Genomic DNA, 14,765 nt, shown 5'->3' on the forward strand with positions numbered 1-14,765 from the left:
CGCACTGCGCAACGTGCTGGCCCACAAGGGCCGACTGCTGATGACGGCACTCGCCGTCATGCTCGGCACCGCCTTCGTCGCCGGGACCATGGTCTACACCGACACCTTCGGCAACGCGCTCAGGTCCCAGAACTCCAAGAGCTACACCGACATCGCCGTCACGGTCAGCGACCGCAACGCCGTCAACCGGGGCTACGACCACGGCGGCAGGACCGCCTCCGGCCCGGCCCTGACCGAGGAGACCCGCAAGGCGGTCGCGGCGCTGCCCGGCGCCGCCGAGGCGCGCGGCGTGGTCAGCGGCTTCGCCGGCATCGCCGACCGGAAGGGCGCGCTGATCGGCGACGGCTTCTCCACCACCGGCACCAACTACGTACCGGGCGCCGACGGCACCGACGCACGCTACCCGCTGGTCGCGGGGCGCGGCCCGCGGACCTCGGGCGAGGTGGCGCTGGACGCCAGGACCGCCGAGAAGGGCGGCTACCGGGTCGGCGACACCGTCCGGGTGGCCGTCAACGGCCCGGTGATGGAGCTCAAGCTCACCGGTACCCTGCACGCCAACGACCCGCGCGTGATCTCCGGCGGTTCGCTCGCGGCCTTCGACACCGCCACCGCCCAGCAGCTCTACCTGAGCCCGGGCCGCTTCGCCGAGCTGGACGTCAAGGGCAAGCCGGGCGCCGACGACACCGCCCTGCTCGCCGCCGTCCGGCAGGCCCTCCCGCAGGGCGGTGACATCGAGGCCAGGACCGGCCGCGAGCTCGCCGACGAGCAGGACCGGATGATCGCCGAGGGCACCAAGGTCATGAGCACGGTGCTGCTGGGCTTCGCCGCGATCGCGCTGTTCGTCGGGATCTTCATCATCGCCAACACCTTCACCATGCTGGTCGCCCAGCGCACCAAGGAACTCGCCCTGCTGCGCGCCGTCGGCGCCAGCCGCAAGCAGATCACCCGCTCGGTGCTGATCGAGGCGCTGCTGCTCGGCCTGACCGCCTCGGTGGCCGGTCTGCTCGCCGGCATCGGCATCGCGGCCGGGCTGCAGTCCCTGTTGAACGGCCCGATGGACGCCAACCTGCCGGACGGCCCGCTGGTGATCAGCCCCTCCACGATCATCGCCTCGCTCCTGGTCGGCGTGCTGGTGACGGTGCTGGCCGCCTGGCTGCCCGCCCGCAAGGCCTCCCGGATCGCCCCGGTGGCCGCGATGAGCTCCACCGAGCAGCCCGCCACCCAGAAGAGCCTGCTGGTCCGCAACACGATCGGCCTGCTGTTCGGCCTGGCCGGCGCGGGCGCGCTGGCGGCGGGTGCGGGCGGCAAGGAGGCCAAGCTGGTCGGCCTCGGCGCGGGCGCACTGATGATCGGCGTGTTCGTGCTCACCCCGCTGCTGTCCCGGCCGCTGATCGCCCTGTTCGCCCCGCTGCTGCGCCGGCTGTACGGCACGCCCGGCAAGCTGGCCCAGGAGAACGCGATCCGCAACCCGCGCCGGACGGCGGCCACCGCCTCGGCGCTGACCATCGGCGTCACCCTGATCACCGCGCTGACCGTGGTCGGCGCCTCGGTGAACAAGGCCGTCGAGGAGGCGACCACGAGCGACCTCAAGGCCGACTACACGGTCGCCATGCAGAACTTCTCGATGCTCTCCCCCGAGGTCGCCGGCCAGATCGCCAAGGCACCCGGTGTCAGCGCGATGAGCGTGATGCGCAGCGTACCGGTGACGACCGGCGCGGACGGCTCCGACAACGAGTGGCTGACGGCGGTCGACGCCGCGGCCATCGACCAGCTGGCCACCGTCAAGGTCAAGGACGGTTCCGCGGACGCCCTCAGGCAGGGCCGGCTGATGGTGAGTTCGGGCACCGCCGAGCGCAACGGCTACAAGGTCGGCGACACCCTCGCCGTCACCTACCCGGATGACACCAAGGGCTCGCTCACCATCGGCGCCGTGCTGGAGGCCAACACCGCGCTGGCGGGCATCGTCGCCCCGGACACCGTGGTCGGCCCGCACGCGCTGCCCGGCTCCGGCCTGCAGAAGATCCTGGTGAAGGGCGCCAACGGCGCGGACGAGAAGCTGAAGCAGGCGCTGCGCGACGCGACCGGCGGTAACCCGCTGATCGCGGTCAAGGGCGAGAAGGACATCAAGGCGGAGACCCGCCGGATGGTCACCGACGTCCTGAACGTCATGTACGGGCTGCTCGGCATGTCCGTGGTGGTCGCGGTGCTCGGTGTGGTCAACACCATGGCGATGTCGGTGTTCGAGCGGCGCCGGGAGATCGGCATGCTGCGGGCGATCGGCCTGGACCGGGTCGGCATCCGCCGGATGGTCCGGCTGGAGTCGCTGCTGATCGCGCTGTTCGGCGGCGTGGTCGGGGTCGGGCTCGGGGTCCTGGTGGCCTGGGCGGGCAACCACGCGATCGCGGACTCGTTCAAGAACATGACCACCGTGGTGCCGCCGCTGCAGATCGTCGGCTTCCTGGTCGCGGCCGCGGTGATCGGCCTGCTGGCCGCCCTCTGGCCGGCCCACCGGGCCGCCCGGATGGACATCCTGGGCGCGATCAAGAGCGAGTAGTCCCACCCGGAATACGCCTGGGGCCCCGGACGATCGGCGATCGTCCGGGGCCCCGCGCGTGTCCGGTCCCACTGCGGGACGGACCGTCGGTGGTGCGTACAAGGATGCGTCCGCCTACGACACCGCCCCGTCCGGCGGGTGCCGGGCGGGGCGGTGCGGAGGGCGAACGGGCCGGTCAGGCGGCCGGCTTGGGCGCGAGGGGCTTCACCTTGCGGCCGAGCAGGCCGAAGAAGACGGCGAGGGTCGGCAGCAGGTAGAGCAGCCAGACCACCAGCTGCAGCACGGTCGGGTCCGGCTGGAAGTTGAACACGCCCTTGAGCAGGGTGCCGTACCAGCTGTCCTTGGGGATGGTGCTGCTGATGTCGAAGGCCACGCTGTGCAGCCCGGGCAGCCAGCCGGCCTCCTGCAGGTCGTGCACGCCGTAGGCGAGCACGCCGGCCGCGACGACCACCAGCATCGCGCCGGTCCAGGTGAAGAACTTGGCCAGGTTGATCTTCAACGCGCCGCGGTAGAACAGCCAGCCGAGCACCACCGAGGTGAGCAGGCCGAGCGCGGCGCCGATCAGCGGGTTGTAGCCGTCGTTCGTGGCCTGCACCGCCGACCAGATGAACAGCGCGGTCTCCAGGCCCTCGCGGCCGACCGCCAGGAAGGCGGTGACCACCAGGGCCGTGGTGCCCATGGCGATGGCCGCGTCCAGCTTGCCGTGCAGCTCGGTCTTCAGGTGCCGGGCGGTACGGCGCATCCAGAACACCATCCAGGTGACCAGCCCGACCGAGATGATCGACAGCGAGCCGCCCAGCGCCTCCTGGGCCTCGAAGGTGAGCTGCGAGGAGCCGAACTGGAGCACGGCGCCGAAGGCCATGCTGAGTACGACGGCCGAGGCGACGCCGATCCAGACCGGCGGCAGCTTGTCCGTGCGGCCGGTCTTGACCAGATAGGCGATCAGGATGCAGACGACCAGGCTGGCTTCGAGGCCTTCGCGCAGGCCGATCAGGTAGTTGCCGAACACGCGGGCTCCTGGGGGGTCGAGGTGGTACGGGGGGAAAGCGGTCGGGGCGTCAGCCGAACAGGGCCTGGCCCCACCACTCCCCCGGCTTGCGGACGCCCGCCGGACAGGCGAAGTGGGCGGAGCCGACGTGCTGGATGTACTCGTTGAGCTTGTCGCTGGCCGCGAGCCGCTGCTGGAGCGGCACGAAGGCCTTGCGGGTGTCCCGCTGGTAGGCGAGGAAGAACAGGCCGGCGTCCAGGCGGCCGAGGCCGTCGGTGCCGTCGGTGAAGGAGAAGCCGCGGCGCAGGATCATCAGGCCGTTGTTGGCGTCCGGGTGGGCCAGGGCGACGTGCGAGTCGGCGGGCATCGCCTTGAGGTCCGGCGCGTCGTGCTCCTTGGCCTTGCCGTACGGGGCGCCCTCGCCCTTGGTGCGGCCGAAGGTGTCCTCCTGGTCCTTGAGCGAGGCGCGGTCCCAGGTCTCGACGTGCATCCGGATCCGCCGGGCGACCAGGTAGGAACCGCCGGTCATCCACTCGGGGCCGTCGCCGGGGGCGGCCCAGACGTGCTCGGCCAGCCCGGCGGCGTCGGTGCCCGCGATGTTGTGGGTGCCGTCCTTGAAACCCATCAGGTTGCGCGGGGTCTGGGCGTCCGGGGTGGTGGAGGAGGTCTTGCCGAAGCCGAGCTGGGACCAGCGGATGTTGACGGTGCCCATGCCGATCCGGGCCAGGTTGCGGATCGCGTGCACGGCGACCTGCGGGTCGTCGGCGCAGGCCTGGACGCAGATGTCGCCGCCGCTGCGCAGCGGGTCGAGCTTGTCGCCCTTGAAGGTCGGCAGGTCGATCAGGGCCTCGGGTCGCTTGGTCCGGAGGCCGAAGCGGTCGACGGGCTGACCGTCCGGTCCGGCCTTCTCGAACAGGGTGGGGCCGAAGCCGATGGTGAGCGTGAGCCGGGAGGCGGGCAGGCCGAGGGCCTCGCCGGTGTCGTCCGGCGGCGCCTCGGGCAGGCCGTTGGCGGCGCCGGTGCCGACCTCGCGGCCGCCGGTCATCGCGGCGGCGGCCTTGGTCCACTCCTTGAGCATCTTGACCAGCGACTCGCGGGTGGCCTTCTCGGAGACGTCGAAGGCGGCGAAGTGCAGGCGGTCCTGGACCGGGGTGGCTATGCCGGACTGGTTCTCGCCGTAGAAGGGCACGTCCGCGCCGGTCTGGGCGGCCGGTGCCGGGGCGGCGTCGTCCTGCCGGGTGGCCGCGGCGACCGAGCCGACGGCGGCGGCGCCGAGCGCGACGCCCGCGCCGGCCCAGCCGATCACGACCCGTCGGCTGACGGCGCCCCCGGACGCACTCGGCGTCCCGGGCGGCTGCGCGGTGTCGACGGCCTGGGCGTTCTCGACGGCCTGGGCGTTCTCGGCGTCCATCGGCGGCGGATCCTTCTCTGTGCTGACTCGCCGATGCCGTGGCGGCCGCTTCGGGCCGCCACGGCGTCGGTGGGGTGGGAATGGTGCTCGGGGTGGAACCTGGGGCGCTACTTGACGACGACGGCGGCGGCCAGCTTCGACAGCGGCTCGCCCAGCGAGTTGACGGCGTCGGAGAAGGTCTTGCGCTCGGCCTCGGTGACCTTGTCGTACGAGGTGTAGGTGCCGTCGGCCTGCTTGTACTTGGCGAGCAGGGCCTGGATGGCGGTGAACTCGGAGTCCAGCGTCTTGGCCAGCTCCGGGTCCTTCTCGGCGGCGACCGGCTTCAGCAGCTCGTAGGCCTTCTGCGCACCCTCGACGTTGGCCTGGAAGTCGGCCAGGTCGGTGTGGCTGTAGCGGTCCTCCTCGCCGGTGATCTTGTTGGTGGCGACCTCGTCCAGCAGTTCCTTGGCGCCGTTGGCCATGCTGGTCGCGGTGATCTCGGCCTCGGGGATCTTCTTCTGCCAGTCCTTGAGGTCGTTGACCAGCTGGTCGGCGAGCTTCTTCTCGTCGTCACCGATCTTGGCGTCGGCCCAGAGCGACTTCTCCAGCTTGTGCCAGCCGGTCCACTGCTGGCCGGCCTCCAGCTTGTCCTCGCGGGTGTCGGTCTTGGGGTCGACGTCGCCGAAGCTCTCGGCGACCGGCTCGGTGCGCTCCCAGCCGGTGCGCGACGGCGCGTACAGCGACTTGGCCTTCTCCACGTCGCCGGCCTTGATCGCGGCGGCGAAGGCCTCGACGGCCGGGATGGTGGCGTCGGCCTGCTGCTGGGCGTACGTGCGGTACGCGTCGACGGCGACGGCCAGGCGCGGGTCGGCGGCGGCGGAGCTGCCGCCCTCGCCGGTCACGGTGATCTTCTGACGGATGCCGTCGCCGACCATGCCGGGCTTGCAGGCGATCTCGTACGAGCCGGCCTTGATCTCGGCGTTGATGGTGGCCTTGGTGCCGGGGCCGATGTTCTCGCGCTCGGTGACGATCTTGTCGCCGGCGGCGTAGACGTAGACCTCGGTGGTCTTCGAGCCCTTGTTGCCGATGTCCAGGACGACGTGGCCGGCCGGGAAGCTGGTCTTGGAGACCTCGCAGGCGGTGTCGGTGGCGTTGATCTTGACCGCGTCCGAGCCGCCCGCCTTGTCGTCCTTCTTCTCCGCACAGCCGGCCAGGGTGGCGGTCGCCACGGCGAGGGTGAGCAGCGCGGCTGCGGTGGAACGGCGGCGGGCGGACATGCGGGCTCCAACGGAAAAGGGCATGGGGGTGCCGGGGCAGGGCTGAGCGCCGGTGGGGCGACGAACGACGACCCCGCCTTAGCTAAGGCATACCTTACGTAAAAAGTTATTTACGTCTACACCCGCCCCCCAACCGGAAGCGAACCGCCCGCCCGCAGCGGCCCCTGGAAACCGCCGGCCCGATCGGGGCCCGTCAGTGCCCGGGCGCCCGGCGGGCGGCCGCGCGGGCCGTCCACCGGCCCTCGTGGCGGCTGATCCGGATCGGGTGGCCGAAGGTCAGGCTGATCAGCTCGGTGGTCATCACCTCGGCCACCGGTCCGGCCGCCACGCACTGGCCGTCCCGCAGCAGCAGGGCGTGGGTGGTGCTCTCCGGCAGCTCCTCCAGGTGGTGGGTGACCAGCACGCTGGCCAGCTCCGGATGCTGGTGGCGCAGCAGGTCCAGGCTGTCCAGCAGCAGCTCGCGGGCCGTCAGGTCCAGCCCGGTCGCGGGCTCGTCGAGCAGCAGCAGCCGGGGGCTCGGCATCAGCGCGCGGGCGATCAGGGCCCGGCCGCGCTCGCCCTGCGACAGGGTGGTCCACGGGGACTCGGCGATCGCGGTCATGCCGAGCGTCTCGATCAGCTGCTCGGCCCGATCCAGCACCTCGGGGCCGGGCTTGCGGTGCAGCTCCGGCTCGATGGTGTTGGCGTGCCCCGTCAGCACCACCTCGCGCACCGTCAGCGGCGAGCGCAGCGGGTGCCGGGGGTTGACGTGCCCGAGATGGGCGCGCAGCTCGCGGATGTCCACCCGGCCGAGCCGGCGGCCGAGCACGTCCACCTCGCCCCGGGTGGGGTGGGAGACCGCGCCCAGCAGGGCGAGCAGGGTGGACTTGCCCGCCCCGTTGGGCCCGAGCAGCGCCCAGTGCTCGCCCGGCTCGATGGCGAGGGTGATCCCGCGCAGCAGGTGGCGCCCGTCGCGCACGACGTCGACGTCCTGGGTGCGCAGCAGCGGGCCGTCGAAGGACGGGACGGACGAGCTCATGGGGGCGGACCTCCGGAATGCGGCGCCGGGCAGGGTACAGGGCGTGGCGCCGTACCGGACGGGCCGGCGCCGACCATCCGCGTGCAGAGTACAACCACCGCTCCGCACCGGGCCGGGCCGTCCGAGGAGTGGACGGCCCAGAACCCTGCTGTGCGGCGGGAGTTGAGGGGATGATCGAAGGCGTCGACGGGGTCGAGGGGAGAGCCGGGGCCGACGGACGGGGAAGCGGGCGGGGAGACCGGCGGAGAAGCGGGCGGGAAGCGTCGGAGCGTGACGGGTTGCCAGTTTCTGATCATTTTTGATTTGAGCAGGACACAACTTGGCAAAGATATGACCTTTCCTCTAGCTCCACCTGACTGATCGCCATCAATCTCAGTCGCAGCTCTTTTCCCTGCAGCTACCCCGACTGGAGTCAGAGTGAGCCCCACCTCCTCCTCCCGCCGCGCCCTCGCGGCCGGAGCCATCGCGGTCGTCGCCGCGCTCGTCAGCGTCGTCGTCCCCACCGGTACGGCCTCCGCCGCCACCGGCACGCGCGAGGCCGCGATAGCCCAGGCCCGCGCCAACGTCACCCGCAACGCCGGGGTGTTCGGCTTCGGCGCCGGCCAGGACCTCGTGGTCAAGGACGTCGTCCTCGACGCCGACGGCACCCAGCACGTCCGCTTCGACCGCACCTACCAGGGCCTCCCGGTGGTCGGCGGCGACCTGGTCGTCCACCAGGACGCCCGCGGCCGGCTCAAGGACTCCTCCCGCGCGGCCGCCCACGACGCCGCCGTCACGTCCACCGTCCCGAAGGTGCCCGCGCAGGCCGGCGCCGCCAACGCGATCGCGGCCGCGCCCGGCGTCCAGGACGCCACCAGCACGCCCGAGCTGGTCGTCTGGGCCGCCGACGGCACGCCCCGGCTCGCCTGGCGGACGACCGTCGAGGGCAGCGGCGAGCACGGCCAGCCGGCCGGCAAGGTGGTCGTCACGGACGCCACCACCGGCGAGCAGATCGAGACCTACGACGCCGAGCACCAGGCCGCCGGCACCGGCCACTCCGAGTACACCGGCGACATCACGATCGACACCACCGCCCAGAGCGGCGGCTACACCCTCAAGGACCCGGTCCGCGGCCACGTCACCAAGGACGCCAACAACGTCGCGGCGAGCGCGCTCAAGGCGACCTCCGGCACCCCGTTCACCAGCACCACCAACGTCTGGGGCGACGGGAAGAAGTTCTCCACCGACCGCTCCACCGCCGCCGTCGACGCCCACGCCAACACCGCCTGGACGTTCGACTACTACAAGAACACCTTCGGCCGGAACGGCATCAAGAACGACGGCAAGGGCGCCACCGTCTTCGTCCACGTCGGCACCAACTGGGACAACGCCCAGTGGTCGGACAGCTGCTTCTGCATGATGACCGGCGACGGCGACGGCAGCACCGACCCGGAGCAGGTCGACCTCGACACCATGGGCCACGAGATGACCCACGGCGTCACCAGCGCCACCGCCAACCTGCGCTACAGCGGCGAGTCCGGCGGCCTCAACGAGTCCACCAGCGACATCTTCGGCACCATGGTCGAGTGGTACGCCAACAACCCGGTCGACACCGGCGACTACCTGTTCAGCGACCAGTCCACCCCGCCGTGGCTGCGCCGCTTCGACAAGCCCTCCCTGGACGGCCGGTCGGCGGACTGCTGGAGCAGCTCGGTCGGCAAGCTCGACGTGCACAACTCCTCGGGCGTCGGCAACCACTGGTTCTACCTGGCCAGCGAGGGCAGCGGCAGCAAGACCATCAACGGCTTCACCTACAACAGCCCCACCTGCAACAACTCCACGGTGACCGGCATCGGCAACCAGAAGATCGCCAAGATCTGGTACCGCGCGCTGACCGTCTACATGACCTCCACCACGAACTACAAGGGCGCCCGCACCGCCTCCCTCAGTGCCGCCAAGGACCTCTACGGCCTCAACAGCACCGAGTACAAGGCCGTCGCGGCGGCCTGGAGCGGCGTCAACGTCAACTGACGCACCGTCAGGCGGTGAACCCGACGTGGACGTGGTCGTGGTGGGTGTCGTCGGTGAAGAACTGACTGCCGACGCCCGGGATCGCCACCGGACCGCCCACGTTGTACGAACCGGCGGCGGCCGCGTCCCGCATGAAGGACTCGACCAACTGCCGGGGCGTCGCCGGGTCCACCACCGCCCGGCCGTCGATCCGCCAGACGTCGAAGGCCCGGCCCCGCGGATGGTCGCTGGGCCGGGTCGTGCCGAAGACGTCCAACGGATGGCCGGTCCGCACCACGCTCACCGAGAGCGTGTACGGGCCGGCCAGCCGGAGCATCGCCTGCACCACGCTGTCGTGCACGGTGCCGCTGCGCAGGTCGGCGGCCGCCTCGGGCGGCAGCTCGATCCTCGGCTGGGCCAGCACCTGCGCCACCCCCGGGGAGGGCGTGGCGGCGGCCGGCCCCGGGTCTCCCGGGTTCAGGCCGGTGACGGTCCAGCGCGGCTCGGCCCGGCTCAGCCGGACGTCCACCGTCGTGCCGCCCTCCGCGATCGGGCCGTCGGACCCGCGGGTCCACTGCCGGCAGACCACCAGCACGCTCGCCGAGTCCGCGAGGATCCCGCCGTACTGGGCGTCGATCACCTCCAGGCTCGCCTCGGACACCGCCGGGGCCAGCGGCCCGGCCTGGTCCGCCAGCGCGGGCGGCAGGCCGAGCGCCGCCACCCTGGCCCGGGCCGCCTCCGCGCCCTGCCCGCCGGGCGGCCAGGCGCCGAGCGCAGCGACCAGCTCGACGGCGCGGCGCTTGACGTCGGGCTGCACCTCGGACGGGCCGGGCTGCCAGAGCGGGGGCTGCGGCAAGGGGGATGCCGCTGGCGTCGCCGGTGGCGTCTGCCCGGACGTCCCCGTCGTGGGCTGCCGGGTGCCCGAACTCGCCGGCGCCACCGGCTTCCCGGCGCCGCCCGCACAACCCGCCGCGCCCAGCAGAAGCGCGGCCGCACCCGCCCTCAGCACACCGCGCCGACCCGTACCCCGTCCACCGTCTGCGCTCGTCACGCGGCCAGTATGCGGCCGGGGCACGCGCGGCGGGCGGACGCCGCCACGGGTGTCAGCCCAGCCGGCGGATCGGCTCGCCGGCCAGGAAGGCCGCGATGTCCTCCACCGCCTCGCCGTAGTAGCGGCGGTAGTTGTCCCGCGACACGTACCCCAGGTGCGGGGTGGCCAGCAGCCGGGGCGCGGTGCGCAGCGGGTGGTCGGCGGGCAGCGGCTCGACGTCGAAGACGTCCACGGCCGCGCCCGCGATCCGGCCTTCGGTGAGCGCGGCCAGCAACGCGTCCTGGTCGACGATCGCCGCCCGGGAGGTGTTCACCAGGTAGGCCTCGGGCTTCATCAGGGCGAGTTCGGCCGGGCCGAGCAGCCCCCGGGTGCGCTCGCCCAGCGCGAGGTGGATCGAGACGAAGTCGCTGCCGCTCAGCAGTTCCTCCTTGGTGGCCGCCCGACGCACGCCGACCTCGGCGGCCCGCTCGTCCGTGAGGTTCCGGCTCCAGGCCACCACGTCCATGCCGAAGGCCAGTCCGACCCGGGCGACCAGGCTGCCGATCTTCCCCAGCCCCAGCAGCCCGAGCACCCGGCCGTGCAGATCGGCGCCGACGGTGCTCTGCCAGGGGCCGCCCTCGCGCACCGCCGTGCTCTCCGGCACGATGCCGCGGGCCAGGCCGAGCAGCAGCGCCCAGGTCAGCTCGACCGGCGGGGTGGAGGAGCTGGCCGTCCCGCAGACGGTCACGCCGTGCGCCTCGGCGGCCGCGTAGTCGATCACCGAGTTCCGCATGCCGGAGGCGATCAGCAGCCGGAGCCTCGGCAGCCGGGCGAACACCGAGGCCGGGAACGGCACCCGCTCGCGCAGGGTCACCACGATGTCGAAGTCGACCAGCGCGGCGGCGAGTTCGTCCTCCGAGCCGAGGTGCTCACGGAAGGCCGTCACCGCCACCCGGTCGGCGACCGGGGACCAGTCGACGACGCTGGTGGCGACGCCCTGGAAGTCGTCGAGGACGGCGCAGCGAAGTGTCCGAAGTGTCATACCCGCACTCTCGCAGTCCCCCCTCGGTGCACGGCACCCGGGGGAAGAGCAGCGGGTATGGCGATGACACCGGGACCAGCGGTCCGGGCCGTGGCAGCGGAACGGTCAGGGCGTGACGGGCTGCGAGCGGCCCGCCGTCCCGAAGGTCCCCGGGGCGACGGCCAGGCCGAGCAGACAGCCCGCCAGCAGGCCGGCGCCGTGGTTGTTCTCCATCGCGCACAGCACCAGCGCGGCCGCCGGGACGAGCAGCACGAACCAGTTGGCCTTGAATGCGGGGCCTCGGAGGTCCCCGCGCAGCAGGCAGGTGACGGCCAGGGCGCCGAGCAGACCGCAGACCGCCACGGAGTCGCCGCCACCGCGCGGCGACCAGCCGGCCAGGCTCACCACATGCGCGAGGACACCGCTGACGAGGAAGACCGCCAGGGTCCGCCACCACCCGAGGACCGCCTCGGCGACGGCACCGACCACGAGCAGCGCCGGCAGGTTCATCGCGATCTGCCCGAGGCCCGAGGACTGCACCAGCAGCGCGGTACCGGCCCGCCACCACTGCCCGTCGGACAGCGCACCCGGCTGCCGCATCAGATCGTCGACCACGGCGGGCACCGCGTACTGCAGGATGGCCATCACCGCCATCACGGCGAACAGCGTGACCGTGACCCAGGGCCGCCGTGCCAGGGCGGCGCGGACGACGGCCAGCACCTCCCCCGGCCGGCCGGCGGCTGCGGAGCCGCCGGCCGGTCCGACGGCCAGCACCAGCAACCGCAGCCCCGAGCCGACCACGGCGGCCGCGCTCGCGTACAACCCGATCTCATGCGGCGACATCGCCGATCCCCCGTTCGAACACGCCCGGGGCGACCCGCCCCGTTGACCTGGCTCATCATCCCGATCCGGCCGGATCCCGCGCCAGTGCGGACGATCATGAACCAGGCGTGACAGTCGTCACTGCCGCGGCATGACGGCGGGAACCGCCGCCGGACAAGCCCTACGGGCGCTCCGGGGCGCGCAGGCCGTAGCCGTCCTCGGTCCGTTCGATCCACGACGGCTCGCCGAGCTTGAAGGTCAGGACGGCCATCGGCACCCGCAACTCGCGCGGGTCCGGCCAGCAGCCCCAGACCCGCTCGATGATGTCCAGCGGGTCGTGCACCCCCTCACCCAGCTCGATCAGGGCGCGCAGCACCCGGGTGTCCTGGCGGGTGAGGTGGACCTCGCGGCCGTCCACGGTGGCGATCCGGGTGTCCGGGTCGAGCAGGAGACGACCGTCGAGCGCGGTGAGCGAGCCCTGCGGCTCCTCGACGATGCCCTCCCAGTCCATGCCGGGCAGCCTACCGAGCGGCGCCCGACTGCAGCCAGGCCGCGTGGGCACCCCCGTGGGCGGTCAGGCCCGCATCAGCGGCGCCAGCAGGGCCTCCGCCGAGGCCGTCCGGGCGTAGAGCACCGAGCGCCCGGCGCGGTGGGCGCTGACCAGCCGGGCGTCCCGCAGCGCCGTCAGGTACTGGGAGACGGCCGAGGGCGACAGCCCGGTGCGGTGGGCGAGTTCGGTGGTGGAGGCCGGGGCTGCGAGCTCGGTCAGCAGCAGGGTCCGGGAGCGGCCGAGGACCGCGGCGAGCGCGGCCGTGCCGGTGGCCGGGGCGGCGCCGGCGGCCCACAGGGTACCGATCCCCCGGGCGGGGTAGGCGAGTTGCGGCGGGTCCGGCGGGGCGACCCGGCTGAACAGCGCCGAGCCGGTGAAGGCGGACGGGATCAGCAGCAGGCCCGCCCCCGCCGTCCGGCGCGACAGCGGGCGGGACCGGCGGCGCAGCCGCAGGGTGTCCTCCGTCCAGCACAGTTCGGCGTGCAGGTCGTTCAGGGCCCGGGCCGCGCCGTGCTCGGCGACCTGACGGGCCCGGTGCAGCACGTCCGCGTCCAGGACGGCGCGGATCCGCGCCCAGTACGGCGCGAGCGCGAGATCCCAGTACGCCTCGATCGCCTCGGTGAGCCGGGCCAGGCCGGCCGCCGGGTCGGCGTACAGGGCGCGCAGCCGGGGGCCGAGCCGGCCCTGGCCGTCCCGCATCCGGTCGAGGTCGCGGCGCACCCGCTCGGCCGGGGTGGCCCGGATCGCGGCCAGTTCGCCCGCCAGGGTGGGCGCGGGCCCGGCCGGGGCGGGGTTGACGAAGTCGGGCACGTAGCCGGCGGGCGGGACGAGTTCGGCCAGCCAGCCGTGGGCCGGCCCGGCGGCGGCCAGCCGGGGCCGGACCTGTTCCACCCAGGGCTGGTGGACGGCGTGCGCGAGCCCCGAATGCAGCAGGCGCAGGCTCGGGCCCACCTCCCACATCGGCGAGACCGCGAAGCGCATCCGCGCCAGGTCGCCCGCCGTGAACAGCAGCTCCGCCGCCAACTCCGCCCCCGTGGATTCACACATGTCCGAATCGTTGGCGGTCAGGGTAGTGCAGTGGCGATCATGACGGGCATGACCTCCCACACCACCGCCCCGTCCGAACCCGCCGCCTCCCCCGTCACCGCCCCGTCCGAACACGCCGCCTCCCCCGTCACCGCCCCGTCCGAACCCGCCACCTCCCCCGTCACCGCCGCCGCCTCCGGCAGTTGGACGCTCGGTGACCGCGCCGTCCACCGGATCGGCTTCGGCGCGATGCGCCTGCCGCAGACCGGCCGGGCGCTCGTCCCGCACGCCGTGCCGCGCGACCGCGAGCAGGCCGTCCGCGTCCTGCGGCGCGCCGTCGAGCTGGGCGTCAACCACATCGACACCGCCGCCTTCTACTTCTCCCCGCTGCGCTCCGCCAACGAGCTGATCAACCGGGCACTCGCGCCGTACGCCGACGACCTGGTGATCGCCACCAAGGTCGGCCCCGGCCGGGGGCTCGACGGCGCGTGGGTGGAGCATGCCCGCACCCCGGAGCAGCTGCGCGGCCAGGTCGAGGAGAACCTGCGCCAACTCGGCCGCGATCACCTCGACCTGGTGAACCTGCGGATCGCCGGCACCGACTCGATCGCCGAACGCTTCGGCGCCCTGGCCGAGTTGCGCCAGGCCGGGCTGATCCGCGAGCTCGGCGTCTCCAACATCCACCCGCACCAGCTCGCCGAGGCGCAGGCCATCGCACCCGTCCGCTGCGTGCAGAACCCGTACGGCATCGGCGCCTCGCCGGAGCAGGACGCCCTCCTGCGGCTCTGCGGCGAACAGGGCATCGCCTTCGTCCCGTTCTACGCGATCGCCGGGGCCGGGCGGGAGTCCGGCACGGGCGAGACCGAGCCCGCCCAGGTACGGGCGGTGGCGCAGGCGCGCGGGGTCAGCCCGGCCCAGGTCCGGCTGGCCTGGACCCTGCACCGGGGCCCGCACGTCCTGGCCATCCCCGGCACCGGCGACCTGGCGCACCTGGAGGACAACATCGCCGCCGGCGCGCTGCACCTCGCACCGGAGGAGCTGGCGCAGCTGGACGAGGCCCACGCGGGCTGATCCGGAACCGGGCCGGGCCGCGACGGCGT

Annotated in this window: 12 protein-coding genes; 3 read left to right on the top strand and 9 right to left on the bottom strand. The window is 73.0% G+C overall.

What is annotated here, in order from left to right; genetic code table 11:
- On the top strand, positions 1–2,554 hold a 2,554-nt coding region (locus ACIOJE_RS37240), incomplete at its 5' end, for an ABC transporter permease (RefSeq protein ID WP_400782669.1).
- A 175-nt stretch (positions 2,555–2,729) separates the two neighbouring features.
- Here ACIOJE_RS37240 and efeU read toward each other — a convergent pair.
- The 4 genes from efeU to ACIOJE_RS37260 form a co-directional block, all read right to left on the bottom strand.
- Entirely contained in the window at positions 2,730–3,563 is an 834-nt protein-coding gene (gene efeU / locus ACIOJE_RS37245; protein ID WP_280683422.1) for an iron uptake transporter permease EfeU, read from the bottom strand.
- 49 nt (positions 3,564–3,612) lie between these two features.
- Positions 3,613–4,953, bottom strand: coding sequence for an iron uptake transporter deferrochelatase/peroxidase subunit (gene efeB / locus ACIOJE_RS37250; RefSeq protein WP_400782672.1), 1,341 nt, complete (start codon positions 4,951–4,953; stop codon positions 3,613–3,615).
- Positions 4,954–5,060: 107 nt separating this feature from the next.
- Entirely contained in the window at positions 5,061–6,209 is a 1,149-nt protein-coding gene (gene efeO, locus ACIOJE_RS37255; protein ID WP_400782674.1) for an iron uptake system protein EfeO, read from the bottom strand.
- A gap of 193 nt (positions 6,210–6,402) precedes the next feature.
- Entirely contained in the window at positions 6,403–7,227 is an 825-nt protein-coding gene (locus ACIOJE_RS37260) for an ABC transporter ATP-binding protein (protein WP_400782676.1), read from the bottom strand.
- 417 nt (positions 7,228–7,644) lie between these two features.
- Here ACIOJE_RS37260 and ACIOJE_RS37265 point away from each other — a divergent pair, with 417 nt between their 5' ends.
- Positions 7,645–9,237, top strand: coding sequence for a M4 family metallopeptidase (locus tag ACIOJE_RS37265; RefSeq protein ID WP_400782679.1), 1,593 nt, complete (start codon positions 7,645–7,647; stop codon positions 9,235–9,237).
- Positions 9,238–9,244: 7 nt separating this feature from the next.
- On the opposite strand, the gene ACIOJE_RS37270 is transcribed toward ACIOJE_RS37265, so the two are convergent.
- The 5 genes from ACIOJE_RS37270 to ACIOJE_RS37290 form a co-directional block, all read right to left on the bottom strand.
- Positions 9,245–10,072 (bottom strand): hypothetical protein, encoded by an 828-nt coding sequence (locus ACIOJE_RS37270; RefSeq protein ID WP_400782681.1) that lies wholly within the window; start codon positions 10,070–10,072, stop codon positions 9,245–9,247.
- 247 nt (positions 10,073–10,319) lie between these two features.
- The gene (locus ACIOJE_RS37275; protein ID WP_280683411.1) at positions 10,320–11,288 is read right to left on the bottom strand and encodes a D-2-hydroxyacid dehydrogenase family protein; all 969 of its coding nucleotides are present in this window, start codon (positions 11,286–11,288) and stop codon (positions 10,320–10,322) included.
- A 105-nt stretch (positions 11,289–11,393) separates the two neighbouring features.
- Positions 11,394–12,110 carry a rhomboid family intramembrane serine protease gene (locus ACIOJE_RS37280; RefSeq protein ID WP_400782684.1) on the bottom strand — a complete coding sequence of 239 codons (717 nt, stop codon included), beginning with the start codon at positions 12,108–12,110 and terminating at the stop codon, positions 11,394–11,396.
- Between the two features lie 160 nt (positions 12,111–12,270).
- Positions 12,271–12,600 (bottom strand): hypothetical protein, encoded by a 330-nt coding sequence (locus ACIOJE_RS37285; protein WP_400782685.1) that lies wholly within the window; start codon positions 12,598–12,600, stop codon positions 12,271–12,273.
- 63 nt (positions 12,601–12,663) lie between these two features.
- Entirely contained in the window at positions 12,664–13,686 is a 1,023-nt protein-coding gene (locus ACIOJE_RS37290) for a DUF5937 family protein (RefSeq protein WP_400782687.1), read from the bottom strand.
- 48 nt (positions 13,687–13,734) lie between these two features.
- Here ACIOJE_RS37290 and ACIOJE_RS37295 point away from each other — a divergent pair, with 48 nt between their 5' ends.
- Entirely contained in the window at positions 13,735–14,736 is a 1,002-nt protein-coding gene (locus tag ACIOJE_RS37295) for an aldo/keto reductase (protein ID WP_400782689.1), read from the top strand.
- Positions 14,737–14,765 lie beyond the last annotated feature (29 nt).

It is taken from the genome of Kitasatospora sp. NPDC087861, from assembly GCF_044742585.1.
GTDB lineage: Bacteria > Actinomycetota > Actinomycetes > Streptomycetales > Streptomycetaceae > Kitasatospora.

Bases quoted from the DNA above. Each gene is read 5' to 3' on its own strand.
- efeB (WP_400782672.1), bottom strand. From the start codon at position 4,953: ATGGACGCCGAGAACGCCCAGGCCGTCGAGAACGCCCAGGCCGTCGAC.
- efeO (WP_400782674.1), bottom strand. From the start codon at position 6,209: ATGTCCGCCCGCCGCCGTTCCACCGCAGCCGCGCTGCTCACCCTCGCC.
- ACIOJE_RS37260 (WP_400782676.1), bottom strand. From the start codon at position 7,227: ATGAGCTCGTCCGTCCCGTCCTTCGACGGCCCGCTGCTGCGCACCCAG.
- ACIOJE_RS37275 (WP_280683411.1), bottom strand. From the start codon at position 11,288: ATGACACTTCGGACACTTCGCTGCGCCGTCCTCGACGACTTCCAGGGC.
- ACIOJE_RS37280 (WP_400782684.1), bottom strand. From the start codon at position 12,110: ATGTCGCCGCATGAGATCGGGTTGTACGCGAGCGCGGCCGCCGTGGTC.
- ACIOJE_RS37285 (WP_400782685.1), bottom strand. From the start codon at position 12,600: ATGGACTGGGAGGGCATCGTCGAGGAGCCGCAGGGCTCGCTCACCGCG.
- ACIOJE_RS37290 (WP_400782687.1), bottom strand. From the start codon at position 13,686: ATGTGTGAATCCACGGGGGCGGAGTTGGCGGCGGAGCTGCTGTTCACG.
- ACIOJE_RS37295 (WP_400782689.1), top strand. From the start codon at position 13,735: ATGACCTCCCACACCACCGCCCCGTCCGAACCCGCCGCCTCCCCCGTC.